The sequence below is a fragment of the Streptomyces corynorhini genome (assembly GCF_003346515.1).
Classification (GTDB): domain Bacteria; phylum Actinomycetota; class Actinomycetes; order Streptomycetales; family Streptomycetaceae; genus Streptomyces; species Streptomyces corynorhini.
In genome coordinates this window covers 1-16,718 of the sequence record NZ_QQNA01000174.1, presented here as the reverse complement: position 1 = coordinate 16,718, position 16,718 = coordinate 1, and the positions used below count along the sequence as shown (strand labels likewise).

At 73.3% G+C, this 16,718-nt stretch carries 17 protein-coding genes and 1 riboswitch; of the genes, 8 read left to right on the top strand and 9 right to left on the bottom strand.

The features are described 5' to 3' along the window. Together DVH02_RS21545 and DVH02_RS37175 are read right to left on the bottom strand one after the other, a co-directional pair. On the bottom strand, positions 1–1,837 hold a 1,837-nt coding region (locus DVH02_RS21545; RefSeq protein ID WP_114625466.1), incomplete at its 3' end, for an anthranilate synthase family protein. Positions 1,838–1,955: 118 nt separating this feature from the next. Then, entirely contained in the window at positions 1,956–2,012 is a 57-nt protein-coding gene (locus tag DVH02_RS37175) for a trp operon leader peptide (RefSeq protein ID WP_114625470.1), read from the bottom strand. A 91-nt stretch (positions 2,013–2,103) separates the two neighbouring features. On the opposite strand from DVH02_RS37175, the gene DVH02_RS21535 reads away from it, so the two are divergent. Both DVH02_RS21535 and DVH02_RS21530 read left to right on the top strand, forming a co-directional pair. Further along, the gene (locus tag DVH02_RS21535; RefSeq protein WP_407697661.1) at positions 2,104–3,456 is read left to right on the top strand and encodes a class II 3-deoxy-7-phosphoheptulonate synthase; all 1,353 of its coding nucleotides are present in this window, start codon (positions 2,104–2,106) and stop codon (positions 3,454–3,456) included. 218 nt (positions 3,457–3,674) lie between these two features. After that, the gene (locus tag DVH02_RS21530; RefSeq protein ID WP_114625464.1) at positions 3,675–3,947 is read left to right on the top strand and encodes a (2Fe-2S)-binding protein; all 273 of its coding nucleotides are present in this window, start codon (positions 3,675–3,677) and stop codon (positions 3,945–3,947) included. A gap of 82 nt (positions 3,948–4,029) precedes the next feature. Here DVH02_RS21530 and bfr read toward each other — a convergent pair whose 3' ends face one another. After that, positions 4,030–4,509 (bottom strand): bacterioferritin, encoded by a 480-nt coding sequence (bfr, locus tag DVH02_RS21525; RefSeq protein ID WP_114625463.1) that lies wholly within the window; start codon positions 4,507–4,509, stop codon positions 4,030–4,032. 158 nt (positions 4,510–4,667) lie between these two features. Between bfr and DVH02_RS21520 the strand changes: the two genes are divergently transcribed. Beyond that, positions 4,668–5,300, top strand: coding sequence for a sulfite oxidase-like oxidoreductase (locus DVH02_RS21520; RefSeq protein ID WP_114625462.1), 633 nt, complete (start codon positions 4,668–4,670; stop codon positions 5,298–5,300). A gap of 103 nt (positions 5,301–5,403) precedes the next feature. Here DVH02_RS21520 and DVH02_RS21515 read toward each other — a convergent pair whose 3' ends face one another. The 5 genes from DVH02_RS21515 to thiO form a co-directional block, all read right to left on the bottom strand. After that, the gene (locus DVH02_RS21515) at positions 5,404–6,258 is read right to left on the bottom strand and encodes a deoxyribonuclease IV (protein ID WP_114625461.1); all 855 of its coding nucleotides are present in this window, start codon (positions 6,256–6,258) and stop codon (positions 5,404–5,406) included. 4 nt (positions 6,259–6,262) lie between these two features. After that, entirely contained in the window at positions 6,263–8,182 is a 1,920-nt protein-coding gene (gene pknB / locus DVH02_RS21510; protein WP_199566365.1) for a Stk1 family PASTA domain-containing Ser/Thr kinase, read from the bottom strand. A 102-nt stretch (positions 8,183–8,284) separates the two neighbouring features. Beyond that, positions 8,285–9,196, bottom strand: coding sequence for a thiazole synthase (locus tag DVH02_RS21505; protein ID WP_267899073.1), 912 nt, complete (start codon positions 9,194–9,196; stop codon positions 8,285–8,287). Between the two features lie 5 nt (positions 9,197–9,201). Beyond that, entirely contained in the window at positions 9,202–9,402 is a 201-nt protein-coding gene (gene thiS / locus DVH02_RS21500) for a sulfur carrier protein ThiS (protein ID WP_114625467.1), read from the bottom strand. Between the two features lie 47 nt (positions 9,403–9,449). Beyond that, positions 9,450–10,670, bottom strand: a complete 1,221-nt coding sequence (thiO, locus tag DVH02_RS21495; protein ID WP_114625460.1) for a glycine oxidase ThiO — start codon at positions 10,668–10,670, stop codon at positions 9,450–9,452. Continuing rightward, positions 10,668–10,781: riboswitch (TPP riboswitch) on the bottom strand. It overlaps the preceding gene by 3 nt. A 235-nt stretch (positions 10,782–11,016) precedes the next feature. Between thiO and DVH02_RS21490 the strand changes: the two genes are divergently transcribed. The 5 genes from DVH02_RS21490 to DVH02_RS21470 all read left to right on the top strand — a co-directional run bounded on the left by DVH02_RS21490 (position 11,017) and on the right by DVH02_RS21470 (position 15,724). Beyond that, entirely contained in the window at positions 11,017–12,180 is a 1,164-nt protein-coding gene (locus DVH02_RS21490; RefSeq protein WP_233518367.1) for an NAD(P)/FAD-dependent oxidoreductase, read from the top strand. Positions 12,181–12,355: 175 nt separating this feature from the next. Next, a complete protein-coding gene (locus DVH02_RS21485) occupies positions 12,356–12,721 on the top strand; it encodes an Rv2175c family DNA-binding protein (RefSeq protein ID WP_114625458.1) in 366 nt (121 codons plus the stop codon). A 97-nt stretch (positions 12,722–12,818) separates the two neighbouring features. Continuing rightward, positions 12,819–13,487, top strand: a complete 669-nt coding sequence (thiE, locus tag DVH02_RS21480) for a thiamine phosphate synthase (RefSeq protein WP_114625457.1) — start codon at positions 12,819–12,821, stop codon at positions 13,485–13,487. A 143-nt stretch (positions 13,488–13,630) separates the two neighbouring features. Then, the gene (gene metF / locus DVH02_RS21475; RefSeq protein ID WP_114625456.1) at positions 13,631–14,548 is read left to right on the top strand and encodes a methylenetetrahydrofolate reductase [NAD(P)H]; all 918 of its coding nucleotides are present in this window, start codon (positions 13,631–13,633) and stop codon (positions 14,546–14,548) included. 51 nt (positions 14,549–14,599) lie between these two features. After that, the gene (locus DVH02_RS21470) at positions 14,600–15,724 is read left to right on the top strand and encodes a hypothetical protein (protein ID WP_114625455.1); all 1,125 of its coding nucleotides are present in this window, start codon (positions 14,600–14,602) and stop codon (positions 15,722–15,724) included. A 160-nt stretch (positions 15,725–15,884) separates the two neighbouring features. On the opposite strand, the gene DVH02_RS21465 is transcribed toward DVH02_RS21470, so the two are convergent. Beyond that, a partial coding sequence (locus DVH02_RS21465; RefSeq protein WP_407697660.1) for a phytoene desaturase family protein occupies positions 15,885–16,718 on the bottom strand: 834 nt, incomplete at its 5' end.

The window sequence follows — 16,718 nt, the reverse complement described above, 5'->3', positions numbered from 1 at the left end:
CCGACTCCGGGTGGAACTGCACCGAGGCGAACCCGGGCCCCCGCAGCGCGTGCACCTCCCCGTCGGCCCCGTCCCGGCTCACCTCCACGCCGTGCGCCGCCAGCTCCGCCGCCGTCGCGTCGTCGCAGCGCGCGGTGAAGCTGTTGTAGAAGCCGACGGTCCGCGCGCGGCCGAAGAGATCGATCCCGCTCTGCGTGCCCTGGTACGGCACCCGCTTGCGCACGGTGTCGAGCCCCAGCTCCGCCGCGATCAGCTCGTGGCCGAGACAGACGCCCAGCAGACCGCGCCCGCGCGGCCCCGCGGCGCCCCTGATCAGTTCGGCCGCCAGCCCGCGCAGCAGCCGGATCCTCGGGTCGCCCCCGTCGGCCGGGTCACCGGGCCCGGGACCGAGCAGCACCGGGCCGCCGTGCGCGAGCGCCTCCCGCCGCAGCCCCGGCTCGTCGTACCGCCGTACCGTCACCTCCAGCCCCGAGGAGCGCAGCAGGTGGGCGAGCATCGCGGTGAACGTGTCCTCACCGTCCACGACGAGGACATGACCGGTCAGGGGCGCCGCCCCGGTGCGCATCCGCAGCCAGAACGGCGCGAGGTCCGCCCGCCGCGCGTCCAGCGCCGCCCGCACCCGGGGGTCGTCGGCCAGCCGCCGCACCGGCTCCGCGGCGGGCCGGGGAGCGGCGGCCCCGAGCGCCGCCAGCACCCCCGCCGCCTTGGCGTGCGTCTCGGCCACCTCGCTCTCGGGGTGCGAGTCACGGACGAGCGTCGCACCGACCGCCACCCGCAGCGCGCCCCCGGCGTCGATGTCCGCCGTACGGATCACGATGGGCGAGTCCAGCGTCTGCGCGCCGCCGGCGTCCCGCCCGATCAGGGCCAGCGCGCCGCCGTAGTAGCCGCGCCCGCCCGACTCGTGGCGCCCGATGACCCGGCAGGCGTTCTGCACGGGCGAGCCGGTGACCGTCGCCGCGAACATCGTCTCCCTCAGCACCTCGCGCACATCGAGCGAGGACCGGCCGCGCAACTCGTACTCCGTATGGGCGAGATGGGCCATCTCCTTGAGCCGCGGGCCGACCACCACTCCGCCCCGGTCGCCGACGGCGCACATCATCTTCAGCTCCTCGTCGACCACCATGGACAGCTCGTCGGTCTCCTTGCGGTCGCCGAGGAACTCCAGCAGCCCCGCCGGGTCCGGGCCGCCGGGCGGGTAGCGGAAGGTGCCGCTGATCGGATTCATCACGACCGTCCCGCCGCTCATCCGCACATGCGCCTCGGGGCTCGCGCCGACCAGGGTGCGCCCGCCCGTGTGCACGAGGAACGTCCAGTACGCGCCCCGCTCACCCGCCAGCAGCCGCCGGAAGAGCGCCAGCGCGTCCGGCGTGCCGAAGCCCGCGACGCGCCCCTCGAAGGTCCGCCGCACCACGAAGTTGGCGCCCTCGCCCCGGCCGATCTCGTCCTCGACGACCCGCCGCACGATCCGCGCGTACGCCTCGTCGTCGACGTCGAAGGCGCCGTCCTCGACCCGTACGTCATGGGCGGGCAGCTCCGCCATGAGCGCGTCGAGCGGCAGCTCGTACGTCTCGTCGGCGACCAGCACGGCCAGCGGCGTCCCGTCGTCCCGTACGTCGAAGCCGCGCTCCGCGATCTGCCGGAACGGCACCAGGGCGAGCGCGGGCCCGGCGGAGCCGTCCGGGAGGTCGGCCAGCCGGTCCACCTCGCGCACGGAGCCGATCAGCAGCTCCACCACCCCCGGATCGCGGCCGGGGGCGCGGCGGCGCAGCAGCGCGAAGGGCGGGCAGTCGGGGGCGCCGAGCCGGTCGACGAGGCGGCTGAGCGGGGGAGTGGTCATGGGCGGTGTTCCTTCCTGAGGAGAGGAACGGCCCGCCTTCCCGGCCGGTGTCCCGGCCCCCGGAAAACACTGAAGGCCGCCCCTCGGGCGGCCTTCGCGATTCGTGACGCGCGCAGAATCAGTGGGCCGCCGGACGAGCGGTCCACCACCAGGTCTGATACGAAAGCGCGAACATGAGCGGCACCCTAGCGCATCCCGGCCGCCCCCGCGTTCCACACTGTGAGCGCCGCGCGTACCGCCACCGCCGACCACGTAATCTGGTCCACGTGACAGTGAATGCCGAGAAGCCCACGCCCCACGTGCCGTCCTGGCAGGAACTCCCCGCTGCCCAGCAGCCGGAGTATCCGGACCGGGCGGCCCTGCGCGAGGTCGTCGCGGAGCTGGAGAGCTATCCTCCGCTGGTCTTCGCGGGCGAGTGCGACCAGCTGCGGGCCCGGATGGGCGCGGTCGCCAAGGGCGAGGCGTTCCTGCTCCAGGGCGGCGACTGCGCCGAGGCGTTCGACGCCGTATCCGCCGACCACATCCGCAACAAGCTCAAGACGCTGCTCCAGATGGGTGCCGTCCTCACCTACGCGGCGTCCGTGCCGGTGGTGAAGGTCGGCCGGATCGCCGGTCAGTACTCGAAGCCGCGCTCCAAGGGCACCGAGACCCGCGACGGCGTGACCCTGCCCACCTACCGGGGCGACTCGGTCAACGGCTTCGCGTTCAACGAGAAGGACCGCGTCCCCGACCCCGAGCGGCTCAAGCGGATGTACCACGCGTCCGCCGCGACCCTCAACCTGGTGCGCGCCTTCACCACCGGCGGCTACGCCGACCTGCGCCAGGTGCACGCCTGGAACCAGGACTTCGTCAAGTCGTCCCCCTCGGGCCAGCGCTACGAGCAGCTCGCCCGGGAGATCGACAACGCGCTGAACTTCATGAAGGCGGCGGGCACCGACCCGGCCGAGTTCCGCACCGTCGAGTTCTTCTCGTCGCACGAGGCGCTCCTGCTGGACTACGAGACGGCGCTGACCCGCGTCGACTCCCGTACGGGCCGGTTGTACGACGTGTCGGGCCACATGCTCTGGATCGGGGAGCGCACCCGCCAGCTGGACGGCGCGCACATCGAGTTCGCCTCCAAGGTCAGCAACCCGATCGGGATCAAGCTCGGCCCGACCACGACGGTGGACGACGCGCTCACCTACATCGACCGGCTCGACCCGGACCGCGAGCCCGGCAGGCTGACCTTTATCGTCCGGATGGGCGCCGACAAGGTCAGGGACAAGCTGCCCGAGCTGGTCGAGAAGGTCACGGCCACCGGCGCCACGGTCGCCTGGGTGACCGACCCGATGCACGGCAACACCTTCGAGGCGGCCTCCGGCCACAAGACCCGCCGCTTCGACGACGTGCTCGACGAGGTCAAGGGCTTCTTCGAGGTGCACAAGGCCCTGGGGACCCACCCCGGCGGCATCCATGTCGAGCTGACCGGTGACGATGTCACCGAGTGCGTGGGCGGCGGCGACGAGATCTTCGTGGACGACCTGCACCAGCGCTACGAGACGGCCTGCGACCCGAGGCTCAACCGCAGCCAGTCGCTCGACCTGGCCTTCCTCGTCGCCGAGATGTACCGCGACCAGTAGGCCGCACCGGGCGGCAGGCGTGGCCCGGCGGTGGCCGGGCGGTACGGCAGTCGGGTACGTCAGTGGGGTACGTCAGTGGGGTACGGATCGATGTGATCCGTACCCCACTGCCGTTTCCGGGACTTTTCCGCGCACCCCGTGGCGGGTAAGGTTAGGTTAGCCTCACCGAAAGTTCGGGGTGGCCAGGCCGAAGACCCCGCCCACGACCCCACCGGGAGGTGAACCGCGTGTACGTCTGCTCGTGCTTCGGCATCACCGAGACACAGGTCAGGGAACACGCGGCGGCCGGGGCGTGCACGCCCCGGCAGATCGCCTCCGCCAGCAAGGCCGGGACCGACTGCGGCTCGTGCGTACGCCGAATCCAGTCGCTCCTGGGGCGCGGCGGCTGCCCGCGCCGTGAGCTGCTCGACCAGGGCTCGCCCGGCGCGCTCTCCGAGGTGCTCGCCGCGGCCCCGGACGCGGCTCCCGCGGCCCTTCCCGAAGCGGCCTAGGGCCTCTCGTTCGGATCATGCCGGGCTGATCCAAACGAAAGACCCCAGCCCGGTCTGCGCCCGGACCTGGCCGCGTTTCGGCTCAGCTGTCGGGCTGCTCGATGAGCTGCGTGATGTAGAGCGCCTCGCCGAGTTTCCCGACCAGTTCCAGCTGGGTGTCCAGATAGTCGATGTGGTGCTCCTCGTCCTCCAGGATCGATTCGAAGATCCCCTTGGACGTGTGGTCCCCCTTGGCGCGCATGACGTCGATCCCGCGCTTCAGCCGGTCGATCGCCTCCACCTCGACCTGCCGGTCCGCCTGGAACATCTCGGTGACGGTCTGGCCGACCCGTACGTGGAACAGCCGCTGATAGTTGGGCAGTCCGTCCAGGAAGAGAATCCGGTCGGTGAGCAGCTCGGCGTGCTTCATCTCGTCGAATGATTCGGCGCGCGTGTACTTGGCGAGCTTGGTCCAGCCGAAGTTCTCCTGCATCTTCGCGTGCAGAAAGTACTGGTTGATCGCGGTCAGTTCGGCAGTCAGCTGCTCATTGAGGAATTCAATGACCTCGGGGTCGCCCTGCATCGCAGAGACTCCTTTCTGGCGGGTGGTGGAGCGGGAATGCGCGCATCTTTGCACCGTCGCCGACGGGCCGTCCAGTAAGTGCATGCTTAGTAGGAGTTGCCCGAATCGGCCCCGCGGCTGGTCACGACCATCCCCGCCGGTCTGTCACCATGGAAGACATGGGTCAGCCGGAGAGCCGGGAGCATCGCGAGCCGGGAACGTCCGAGCTACCGCCGGGGCAGCGGCTGCAGCGCGGCTGGCCGGTCACGCATTACGGCCCTGTGCCGAAGTTCCGGCCGGAACGCTGGGAGTTCCGGGTCTTCGGAGCCACGGCGGACGGCGGCAAACACTGCTGGAATCACGATGAATTCGCGGCGCTGCCGTTCTCCACGGTCGTCGCCGATCTCCACTGCGTCACGAAGTTCAGCATGCTGGGGGCCGAATGGGGCGGTGTTCCCGCCCGTACGATCGTGGAACTCGCGCCGCCCGCGCCGGGAGTCACCCACGTGATGGTCTGGGCCGAATACGGCTTCAGCGCGAATCTGCGGTTCGCCGACTTCGTCTCCGACCGTACGATCTTCGCCACCCACAAGGACGGGGAACTGCTCACCGCGGAACACGGATTCCCGGCCCGGCTCGTCGTGCCGGGGCTGTACGCGTGGAAGGGCCCGAAATGGGTCAGGGGCGTGGAATACATGACGGCCGACCGGCGCGGCTTCTGGGAGGAGCGCGGCTACCACAACGTCGGTGACCCGTGGGCCGAGCAGCGCTACTCGTACCAGGAGGCCCCGGGCGACGGCCCGGAACTCTGAGGGCACCCGGTCACCGTGCGGGGCCCGGTCGCGGCGCGGATGCCCGGTCGCGGCCCGGATGCCCGGTCGCCGTTGCGGGGCCCGGTCGCGGCGGCGCGGTGGATCAGCCGTCGCGCAGCTTCTTCAGCCGCTCCACGTCCGCCGCGTGCCCGTCCCTGCCGCCCGGCGTCTCGATCACCAGCGGCACGCCCTCGGTCGCCGGATGCGAGAACAGCTCGCGGAACGGTTCCTCCCCGATCCGCCCCGCCCCGATGTTCTCGTGGCGGTCCTTGTGCGCGCCCGCCACGTCCTTGGAGTCGTTGGCGTGGATCAGCTTGAGCCGCCCCTCGCCGACCGTCTCCACCAGCAGGTCCAGCGTCTGCCGCATCCCGTGCGGCCCGGTCAGGTCGTGCCCGGCGGCGAAGATGTGGCAGGTGTCCAGGCAGACGCCCAGCTTGGGGTGGGCGTCGAGCGCCTCGAAGTACGGGCCGAAGTCCCAGGTCCTGGAGCAGAGCGAGAAGCCCTGGCCGGCCGTCGACTCCAGCAGCAGGAACGGATCGTCGTCGTGGGTCAGTTCGTCCAGGAGCGGCAGCATCCGCTCCCGTACCTGCGCGAGGGCCACCTCACGGGGCCGGCCGCCCGTCGCCGAGCCCGTGTGCACCACCACGCCCAGCGCGCCGATCTCCCGTCCCCTGCGCAGGCTGTGGCGCAGCGACTCCACGGACTTCTCGGCGGTCGCCTCGGTGTGCGAGCCGAAGTTGATCAGATACGGGGCGTGCACGTACGCGGGGATCCGGCCCTCCGCGCACCCGGCGCGGAACAGCTCGTCCTGCGCCGGGTTCCCGGCGGGCGTCGCCCAGCCGCGCGGGTTGGCGACGAAGACCTGGACGGCCTCGGCCGCCAGCTCGCGGGCGTAGCCGAGGCCGACCGAGGCCAGGCCGCCGGCCACGGGCACATGGCCGCCGACAGGGTTGCGCATGGCTCTACAGTCCCTTCGTCGTGAGGGTGATCGTGCTGCCCTCGGGGGCCTGCTCGCCGCCCGCGACGGACTGCTTGCCCACCGTGTCGCCGAGGAAGGGGAAGCTGCGCTCCTCCTCGACCTGGAACCCCGCCGCCTCCAGCGCCTTCCTGGCGTCGTCCGTCTTCTGCCCGGTCACATCGGGTACGGAGACCATGCGCGGGCCCTTGGAGACCGTCAGCGTGACCGTGTCGCCCTTGGCCAGCCGGGTGCCCTCGGCGACCGACTGCTCGGCGACGGAGCCCTCGGGCACCGTCGAGTTCACCCGTCCGTCCGCTACCTCGACCGTGAGCCCCGCGTCCTTCAGCTCGGCGGTGGCGCTGTCCAGCGGCTTCCCGCCGACATCGGGGACCTCGATCGCGGCGCCCTTGCTCACCACCAGCGCGACCCCGGAGTCGGGCCGCGCGTCCGCCCCCGGACCCGGTTTCGTGCTGATCACGGAGCCCTGGCCGATGTCGTCGCTGAACTCCTGGGTGACCGCTCCCGGGGCCAGCCCCGCCTTCTTGAGCGCGGCGCGCGCCTCGGCGAGCGGCCGGCCCTCCAGCTCGGGGACCTGGACGATCTCGGGGCCGCGCGAGATGACCAGCGTCACCGGGCCGCTGCCCCGGACGCGCGAGCGGGGCTCGGGGTCGGTGCGCATCACCGTGCCGCGCTGGAACGCTTCGCTGAAGTCCTTCGTGACCTTCGCGTCGAGTCCCTCGTCCGCGAGCCGCTTCCTGGCGTCCTGCTCGCTCTGGCCGAGCAGCGAGGGGACGCGGGTGAACTGGCCCGAGTTGATGTACCAGACCCCGGCGCCCGCGCCGAGCGCCAGCAGTACCCCGAGGACCACGGCGACGATTCCGCGCCGCGGCATGGCGGCGATCCGGCCCGGCCGCCATGACCGGTCGGACGGGGTGGGCCCGGCGGGCGCCGTCTCCAGTCGGCTGGTCCTGTTCACCTCGACGGACAGGGCGCGCGGGATCACCGTCGTGCGGTTCTCCGAGCCGGTGCCCGACGCGGGCTCCGGCTTCTCCTTCGGCGGTACGGCGTCGAGCTGCGCCTCGGTGAGCGCGGCGCGGGCCGCGCGCACCCGGGCGAGCAGCTCCACCGCGTCGTCCGGGCGCCGCCCGGGGTCGCGCGCGGTGGCCGCCGCGACCAGCTCGTCCAGCTCGGGCGCGAGCCCCGGGACGGCCGCCGAGGGCGCGGGCACGTCCTCGTTGAGATGCAGATAGAGCACCTGCGCGGGGGTGTCCCCGCCGTGCGGCTTGGCGCCGGTCAGCATCTCGTGCAGGACGACCCCGCAGGCGTACACGTCGACGCGGGTGTCGGACGTGCCCTGCTCGATCTGCTCGGGCGCGAGATACGAGACCGTCCCGAGGACCGTCCCCGTCGTGTTGGTGACATCGCCCACGGCGCGCACCAGACCGAAGTCGGCGACCTTGACCCGGCCGTCGTCCCCTATCAGCACGTTCTCCGGCTTCATGTCGCGGTGGACGAACCCCGCCCGGTGCGCGGCCCCGAGCGCGGCCAGCACCGGCTCCAGGATGTCCAGCGCGGCCCTGGGCCGCAGCGCGCCGCGCTCCCGCAGGACGTCGCGCAGCGTGCACCCCGCGACGTACTCCATCGCCAGATAGACGTACGCGCCCTCGGCGCCCTGGTCGAAGACCCCGACGATATTGGGGTGCGACAGCCGCGCGACCGCCTTGGCCTCGCGGATGAACCGCTCCACGAAGGTGGCGTCGGTGGCGAGCGCCGGGTGCATCACCTTGAGGGCGAGCACCCGGTCGAGCCGGATGTCGACGGCCCGGTAGACCGTGGCCATGCCGCCGACGGCGATGCGCGCGTCGACGCGATAGCGGCCGTCGAGCAGCTGCCCGACGATGGGGTCCTGAAGGGTCGTATCCACGCTGCCGAGTCTACGAGCCGCGACCGACACCCGGGCTGACCGGCCCGGGTACTGCAGCGCAGCTGTGACGGACCCGTGTCCCGGGCCCCGTACGCGGGCCCCTCAGGAGAAGGCCGGACGCTCCGGATCCAGCTCCGGATCCAGCTCCGGATCCAGCTCCGCGATTCCCTCCGCGGGGGACGAGGCCGTCGCGAAGTGGCGGCGCGGGATCCGGCCCGCGCGGTACGCGAGCCGGCCCGCCGCGACCGCGTGCCGCATCGCCTCCGCCATCAGGACCGGCTTCCGCGCGCGGGTCACGGCCGAGGCGAGCATCACCGCGGCGCAGCCCAGCTCCATCGCGAGGGCCGCGTCCGACGCGGTGCCCGCGCCCGCGTCGAGGATCACCGGCACCCGCGCCCGCTCCACGATCAGCTGGAAGTTGTGCGGGTTGCGGATGCCGAGCCCGGAGCCGATCGGGGAGCCCAGCGGCATGATCGCCGCGCACCCCGCCTCCTCCAGCCTGCGCGCCAGCACCGGATCGTCGTTGGTGTACGGCAGGACGGTGAAACCGTCGTCCACCAGCGTCTCCGCCGCGTCGAGCAGCTCGACCGGGTCGGGCAGCAGGGTGCGCTCGTCCGCGACGACCTCCAGCTTCACCCAGTCCGTACCGAGCGCCTCGCGGGCCAGCCGGGCGGTCAGGACCGCCTCTCCCGCGGTGAAACAACCGGCGGTGTTGGGCAGCGCCCGGATGCCCAGGGAGCCCAGGACGGAGAGCACGGAGCCCTGGACGGTCGGGTCGAGGCGGCGCATCGCGACGGTGGTCAGCTCCGTCCCGGAGGCGGTCAGGGACCGCTCCAGCACATCGAGGCTGGGCGCGCCGCCGGTCCCCATGATCAGCCGGGAGCCGAAGGAGGTGCCTGCGATGACCAACGGGTCGTCGGTGAGGCGCGGGGTGTTGGCGGCGAGTGGTGTCTCTGTGGCGACTGGTGCGTCTGTGGTGAGTGGTGTGGCTGGGGTGAGCGGTGCGTCGGCCATGCCGGTCAGCCTCCCTGGACGGCGGTGAGGATTTCGACCCGGTCGCCCTCCCGTAGGGAGGTCGCGGCCCACCGGGTGCGCGGTACGACCGTCTCGTTGACGGCGGCGGCGACGCCCGAGGGGGCCCGGGTGAGAGTGCGGACGACGGTGTCGAGGGCGGCCGGCGCGGCGAACTCGCGCGGCTCGCCGTTCACCAGGACGCGCACCGGGACAGCGGCGGCGGGCGTCGGACGCGGTGTGCCGGGTCGGTCGGTCATGCGGTGCGCTCCAGACGTACGGGCGGGTGCGGGGAGGCAGGGGAGGCAGGGGAGGCCGGGGAGGCCGGACCGAAGCGCAGGGGCGTGAAGGCCCGCGCGAAGTCCGGCGGCGCGCCGGTGGTCAGCACCTCGGCCAGCACCTCGCCGGTCACGGGCGTCAGCAGCACGCCGTTGCGGTAGTGGCCGGTGGCCAGGCTCAGCCCCGGCAGCGTGGTGGGCCCCAGCATCGGCGCGTTGTCCGGCGAGCCGGGGCGCAGCCCGGCGCGGGTCTCGGTGAGCGGCAGCTCGGTGATGCCGGGGACCAGCTCGTGCGCGTCGCGCAGCAGCGCGTACACCCCGCCCGCCGTGACGGTGGTGTCCCAGCCCAGCTCCTCGCTGGTGGCGCCGACGACCAGCTCGCCGTCGGCGCGCGGCACCAGATAGACCGGGCCGCCGCGCACCACGGCCCGTACGGTCCTGCTCAGGAACGGCGCGTACGGGCGCTCCACGCGCAGCCGCAGCACCTGGCCCTTGACGGGCCGTACGGGAGGGCGCGCCTCGTCCGGTACGCCGTCGAGCCGGCCGCTGAGGCTGCCCGCGGCCAGCACCACCTGATCGGCGCCGAGCGCGCGCCCGTCGGCCAGGACGGCGCCGACGGCCCGGTCGCGTACGACGGTGAGCCGGGCGGCCCGGTCGCGGTGCAGGACGACCCCGGCGCGCTCGCACGCCGTCAGCAGGGCGCTCGCGAGCCGTCTGGGGTCGATCTGGTGGTCCCCGTCGACCCGCAGGCCGCCGCGCACGCCGGGCGCCAGCATCGGTTCGAGGCGGCGGCACTCGCGCCCGGTCAGCCACGTCGCGTCCAGCCCCGAAGCCCGCTGGAGCGCGTGGAGTTCACGCAGCTCGGCGCGGTCGTCGGTGTCGAGCGCGACGGCGAGCGTGCCGCACGCGCGGTAGCCGGTCCGCTGCCCGCTCGCGGCCTCCAGCTCGGCGACGAAGGCCGGATAGCGCTCGGCGGAGGCCAGGTTGAGGCCGAGCAGGGTCTGCTCGCCGTGGTGGAGTTCGGTGACGGCGGCGAGCATGCCCGCCGCGACCCGCGCGGCCCCGCCGCCCGGGTCGGGATCGGCGACGGCGACGCTCAGCCCCCGCTGCGCGGCCCGCCAGGCGGTGACGAGACCGATGATCCCGCCCCCGACGACGAGGACGTCACTGCCGGTGCGACCGGTACGAGACGACTGCATGGGCGTCCAGCCCCTCCCTTCGCCGGCATGACCCGGATCAGGTTCGTACGGTCGGAGGCCGCGTCAGCCTCCCTCTCAGCCCGGTGCGTCCGGACTCCCGCGAGGTAGTGTCGCCCGTCAGACTAACGCCCGGTCCGGCCCGCAGGAACGGCCCGGTGCGGGCGGGGCCCGCCTCGGCGCGCCCGCCCGGCGGGCGCCGCCCATCGCCCGCGACGCCGCCCCACTGCGTGCGCGCGGCCTCTAAGGTGACCGGGTGAGCGAGCCGGAGCAGCGGGGACACCGAGAAGAGCAGGCACATCAGGGACGGGGGTCCGGGGAGCCGGGCGCCGTCGTCGTGGGGGCGGGCATGGCCGGCGTCCAGACGGCCGTCGCGCTGCGGGAGAAGGGCTACCGGGCGCCGATCACGCTGATCGGCGCCGAACCGCACCCGCCTTACGACCGGCCGCCGCTCTCCAAGGCGCTGCTGCTCGGCAAAGCCGACAGCTCGGCCTTCGACATCGACTTCGCGGCGCTCTCCGTCGATCTGCGGCTCGGCCTCCACGTCACCGGGGTGCGCCCCGCCGACCGCGAGCTGGACACGGCGGAGGGACCCGTCCCGTACGGCGTGCTCGTGCTCGCCAGCGGCGCGGAGCCGATCGCGCTGCCCGGCTCGGCGGGCGTCGCCGGGGTCCATCCGCTGCGGACGCTGGACGACGCGGACCGGCTGCGCCCCGTTCTGGCCCGGCGGCAGCGGATCGTGGTCGTCGGAGCGGGCTGGATCGGCGCGGAGTTCACCACGGCGGCCCGCGAGGCCGGGTGCGCGGTGACGGTCGTCGAAGCGGCGGACCGGCCGCTGGCGGGCGCGCTGCCCGCCGAGGTCGCGGCCCCGATGACCGGCTGGTACGCGGAGAGCGGCGCCGAACTGCTCACCGACGCGCGGGTGGCCGCCGTGGAGCCGGGCGCGGTGACGCTCGCCGACGGCCGGCGGCTGCCCGCCGACGCGGTGGTCGTCGGCATCGGCGCGCGGCCCGCGACGCGGTGGCTGGCCGGCTCGGGCATCGCGCTCGGTCCTGACGGCTCCGTCACCGCCGACGAGCGGCTGCGCACCTCGCTGCCCGACGTGTACGCGGTCGGCGACTGCGCGTCCTTCCCTTCGGCCCGCTACGGGGAGCGGCTCCTCGTCCACCACTGGGACAACGCGCTCCAGGGGCCGCGCACGGTCGCCGCGCAGATCGTCGGCGAGAGCGAGCGGGTCTACGACCCGGTGCCGTACTTCTGGTCGGAGCAGTTCGGCCGGTTCGCGCAGTACGCGGGCCACCACGCGGCGGCCGACACCCTGGTGCGGCGCGGCGACCCGGCGGGCGCGTCCTGGTCGGCGCTGTGGCTGCGGGACGGGGTGCTGGTGGCGCTGCTGGCCGTCGGCAGGCCCCGGGACCTGGCGCAGGGCAGGAAGCTGATCGAGGCGGGCGCGCGGCTCGCCGTGGACGTGGCGGCGGACCCGGCCGTACCGCTGCGCAAGGCGGTCCGCTGAGCCTGCCGCGGCGGTCACGGCGGTCACGCCTGCCGCACCGGTCACGCCTGCCGCGCCTGCCGCGCCGGTCGCGGGTGGGTACGGCGGTCACGGGCGGGTACGGTCGCGGCGCGGGGACGGCCCGTTCAGCGGGCCTTGGCTACCGACTGTCAGTCCGGGATGGCACGCTTGTCCTGTGACCGAGATTGACGCAAAGATCGATGCTCTCGTCCCCGCCTGGCTCCACCTGCCCGATATCGCCGAAATGTTCGATGTCGAGGTGACGCGTGTGCGGCAGCTGGTCAAGGAAGGCCAGCTGATCGCCGTGCGGCGCGGGGAGAACAGAGCGCTTCAGGTGCCCGCCGCCTTCATCGACGGCGACAAGGTCGTCAAGGGCCTCAGCGGCACCCTGACGCTGCTGAGGGACGACGGCTTCACCGACGAAGAGATGCTGGAGTGGCTCTTCACTCCCGACCCCAGCCTGCCGGGCACGCCCGCGCAGGCCCTCAGTGAGAATCGCGGCACGGAGGTGAAGCGCCGGGCCCAGGCGCTCGCCGTCTGACGCCATCGCCGTCCGCGGTGCGCGGCGGCGCCCGCCGTGCCCTGGTGGCACGGCGCCGCCGCGCACCCGCCGAACCGACCCAACGGGGGGACCTCCCATGCCCACGGCCGACCGGCCGCCGGCCGACGCCCGGCTCTACCTCTGCACGGACGCCCGTCGGCGCCAGGGCGACCTGCCCGAGTTCCTCGACGCCGTGCTCGCGTCCGGCGTGGACATCGTCCAGCTCCGCGACAAGGGCATGGAGGCGGCCGAGGAGCTGGACCATCTCCGGGTCTTCGCGGACGCCTGCCGCAGACACGGCCGCCTCCTCGCCGTGAACGACCGGGCCGATGTCGCCCACGCCATCGGCTCCGACGTGCTGCACCTGGGCCAGGGCGACCTGCCCGTCCCGGCGGCCCGCGCCATCCTCGGGAGCGCCCCGCTGATCGGCCGCTCCACCCACTCCGAGGCCGAGGTGGACGCGGCCGTCGCCGAGCCCGGCGTGGACTACTTCTGCACGGGCCCCTGCTGGCCCACCCCCACCAAGCCAGGACGGCCCGCCCCCGGCCTCGGTCTCGTGCGGTACGCGGCGGCGCTCGCCCCGCGCCGTCCGTGGTTCGCCATCGGCGGCATCGACGCGGCCAACCTCGACGAGGTGCTGGACGCCGGAGCCCGCAGGATCGTCGTCGTCCGCGCGATCACCGAGGCCGACGATCCGGCGGCGGCGACGGCGGCCCTGGCCAAGCGCGTACGGGAACGCGACGAGGGCGCCCGCTCACCCCGCTGACCGGCCGGTACGGGCCGCCGTACCGGCCCGGCCGGCCACCGGTATCGGAATGTGGACAACGGATCCGGCCAGTTACCCGGCATTACCGTCAAATGTTCCCGGTTCGGTTGGGGCTACCGGCGGGCCCTGGCTAACCTGCACATATGGCCCTCGGCACAGCTTCGACCAGATCGGATCACGCACGGACCGTGCGCGATCTGCTCGCCTCAGGAAAAACGTCCTATTCGTTCGAGTTCTGGGCGCCCAAGACCGAAAAGGGCGAGCGCAACCTCTGGAACGCGCTGCGCCGGGTCGAGGCCGTCGCGCCGAGCTTCGTCTCCGTGACCTACGGCGCCGGGGGCTCCACCCGCGCCGGAACGGTCAGGGCGACCGAGCGCATCGCCGCCGACACCACACTCACCCCCGTCGCGCATCTGACGGCGGTCGGCCAGTCCGTCGCCGAGCTGCGCAACATGGTCGGCCGGTACGCCGACGTCGGGATCCGCAACATCCTCGCCGTACGGGGCGACCCGCCCGGCGACCCCATGGGCGAGTGGGTCGACCACCCGGAGGGCGTGCGCTACGCCGCCGAACTGGTCGGTCTCATCAAGGAGGCCGGAGATTTCTGTGTCGGCGTGGCCGCCTTCCCCGAGATGCATCCACGCTCGGCGGACTGGGAATCGGACACCCGGCACTTCGTCGACAAGTGCCGCGCCGGGGCCGATTACGCCATCACCCAGATGTTCTTCGACCCCGAGGGCTACCTCCGGCTGCGCGACCGGGTCGCCGCCGCCGGTTGCGCGACACCGATCATTCCCGAGATCATGCCCGTCACGAGCATCAAGATGCTGGAGCGGCTGCCGCGGCTTTCCACCGCCGTCTTCCCGCCCGAGCTGAAAGAGCGGATCCTCTCGGTCAAGGAGGATCCGGCCGCTGTACGCTCCATTGGCATCGAGTTCGCGACGGAGTTCTGTGCCGAGCTGCTCTCCGAGGGTGTCCCCGGCTTGCACTTCATCACACTCAACAACTCCACGGCGACGCTCGAAATCTACGAGAATCTCGGACTGCACGAGCAGTCGTGACCGGCCGTACCCGCTCCCTCCCGGACGGGTGGCCGCAGGAGAGGGGCGCGCATGGGCTGGACGGTCCTCTACATCGCATTCGGCATCGTGGCCCTGTGGTTGCTCGGTGAAGTACTGCTCCAGTACAAGGCGCGGCTGCGCTGGCGGCTCCTCGCCTTCGCCGGATTCGTCGTGGTGGTCCTCGGAGTCCTGATTCCACAGGTCTTCGTCATCGCGGTCGGCGCCATCGCCTTCGCGGTCGGCCAGACGTATGTGACCCTCTCGTTCCGCAGCGGCTTCGCCACCGGCTGGTCGATCGGCGGCAGCCCCGGCGTCAGCCGCCGCCGGAAGGCGGGGAGTTCGGGGGCGCCCGACCGCGAACCCGCGCTCGAGGTCTCGGACCTGGAGTACGAGCCGGTCGTCCCGGCCACCGACCCCGCGTCGCTGTACACGGCCGAGCCGATGCCCGACGACACCGGGCAGTACGGCGTGTACGACGACAACCGGGAGGGCGCGCACTCCGCGACCGCCTCCCGGGACCAGGGCCAGGACCAGGGCCAGGACCAGGGCCAGGACCAGGGCCAAGGCCAGGGGCGGGGACAGGACACCGACGGCTGGGGCGCCTTCGACGCCTATCCGGCCGCACCGGGCTACTCCCCGGACCGGGCGGACCAGGACGTCTTCGCGAGCGGGACGCGGGAGGGCTACGCGAGCCAGGACTCCTACGCCGCTCAGGACGCCTACAGCGGCCAGGACGCCTACAGCGGCCAGGACGGGTACGCGGGCAAGGACGCCTACCCGGGCCAGGACGCGTACGGCACCAACTACCCCGGCCAGGACGCGTACGCGGCGCAGGACGCCTACAGCCCGCACTACGACTACGGGAACGCGACCGGCGAGCAGCAGTACGCCGCCTACTCCGACCCGTACGTCGGCACGTCCCACGCCCCCCAGACCACCGGCTCCCCGGCCGACGGCGCCGGGCAGTACGGCACGTACGACGGCTTCGGCGGCGGCAGGCAGCAGTACGCCGACCCCTACGACAGCCGGCAGTACGCGGGCGACACCCCGCCCGGCGGGGTCTGGGTCCCGCAGCAGCGCGAGCGCGACGAGAACGCGTTCCCGCCCGTCCCGGGCGAACAGCCCCCGCAGCAGGACTACGACCCGCACTACAACGACCAGCGGTACCGCTACTGACGACCGCGTCGATCACACGTATCCGCGAGGCCGGTGACGCGATGTCACCGGCCTCGCTCCACGCGGCGGGAGCGGGGGAGCGAGGGCTGAAGGAGAGGGCCGGGGAGCGGGGAGAAGCGGCGGGCGGGCGCGCGGCGACGGCTCGCCGAGCCGTCGCCGCTCACCGCGAGCCCCGGAACTCCGCGCCCTCCACGATCAGTCCGGCCACCAGCGCCCCCGACATCCCGGCGTGCGCGAGCCCGCCGCCCGGGTGCGCCCAGCCGCCCGCCCGGTAAAGCCCGGTCAGACGGGTGGAGTTGGCGGGATACAGAAACCCTCCCGAGCCCCCGGCCAGCGCCGGTGGCGGCACCGAACCACCCGCGGCGCCGGTCTGCGCCTCGGTGTCGGCCGGGGTGCGCACCTCGCGCCGGATCAGCCGCTGCGCCAGCCCCGGCAGCGCCGCCCCGGCACGCTCCGCCAGCACATCGGCGTACCGCTCGCGCAGCGCGGGGTCCGACCAGTCGAGCGGAGTGTGCGCCGCCACGGTCGCGGTGAGCGTCACCGCCTCGTGGCCCTCGTCCGGGCGCGTCGCCGGGTCGTCGGGGCGGGTCACCGTGACCGTGGGGAGGGCGGCGGTCCGGCCCGCGAAGACATCGGCGGCCTCGGCGGATCCGTCGGGGGAGTGCACGACCGTACGGTGCGCGGCGTCCGGGTCCCGGGCGCCGCGCAGCGACAGCAGCACCGTGAACCGGCCCGGCACCTGACCGGCGCCGCTCCCGGAGCGGTCCGTCCCGCGCGGCCCCACGTCGCCGTCCCTGTCGAGGGCCCGCGCGACCAGGCGTCCGGGCGCCACGCCCGCCACGACGCGGTCGGCCGGCGCGACCGTACCGTCCGCCAACTCGACCCCGGCGGCGGCTCCGTCCTTCTCGACGATCCGGACGACCTCCGCGCCGTGTACGAACGGTGTCTGACCCGTCGGGTGGAGTTCCGCTTCGGCGCGGAGGTCGTCCGGATC

Bases quoted from the DNA above. Each gene is read 5' to 3' on its own strand.
- DVH02_RS21520 (WP_114625462.1), top strand. From the start codon at position 4,668: ATGGGTCAGCCGGAGAGCCGGGAGCATCGCGAGCCGGGAACGTCCGAG.
- thiO (WP_114625460.1), bottom strand. From the start codon at position 10,670: ATGCAGTCGTCTCGTACCGGTCGCACCGGCAGTGACGTCCTCGTCGTC.
- DVH02_RS21515 (WP_114625461.1), bottom strand. From the start codon at position 6,258: ATGCGCAACCCTGTCGGCGGCCATGTGCCCGTGGCCGGCGGCCTGGCC.
- thiE (WP_114625457.1), top strand. From the start codon at position 12,819: ATGCCCACGGCCGACCGGCCGCCGGCCGACGCCCGGCTCTACCTCTGC.
- DVH02_RS21490 (WP_233518367.1), top strand. From the start codon at position 11,017: ATGGCCGGCGTCCAGACGGCCGTCGCGCTGCGGGAGAAGGGCTACCGG.
- DVH02_RS21470 (WP_114625455.1), top strand. From the start codon at position 14,600: ATGGGCTGGACGGTCCTCTACATCGCATTCGGCATCGTGGCCCTGTGG.
- metF (WP_114625456.1), top strand. From the start codon at position 13,631: ATGGCCCTCGGCACAGCTTCGACCAGATCGGATCACGCACGGACCGTG.
- DVH02_RS21505 (WP_267899073.1), bottom strand. From the start codon at position 9,196: ATGGCCGACGCACCGCTCACCCCAGCCACACCACTCACCACAGACGCA.
- bfr (WP_114625463.1), bottom strand. From the start codon at position 4,509: ATGCAGGGCGACCCCGAGGTCATTGAATTCCTCAATGAGCAGCTGACT.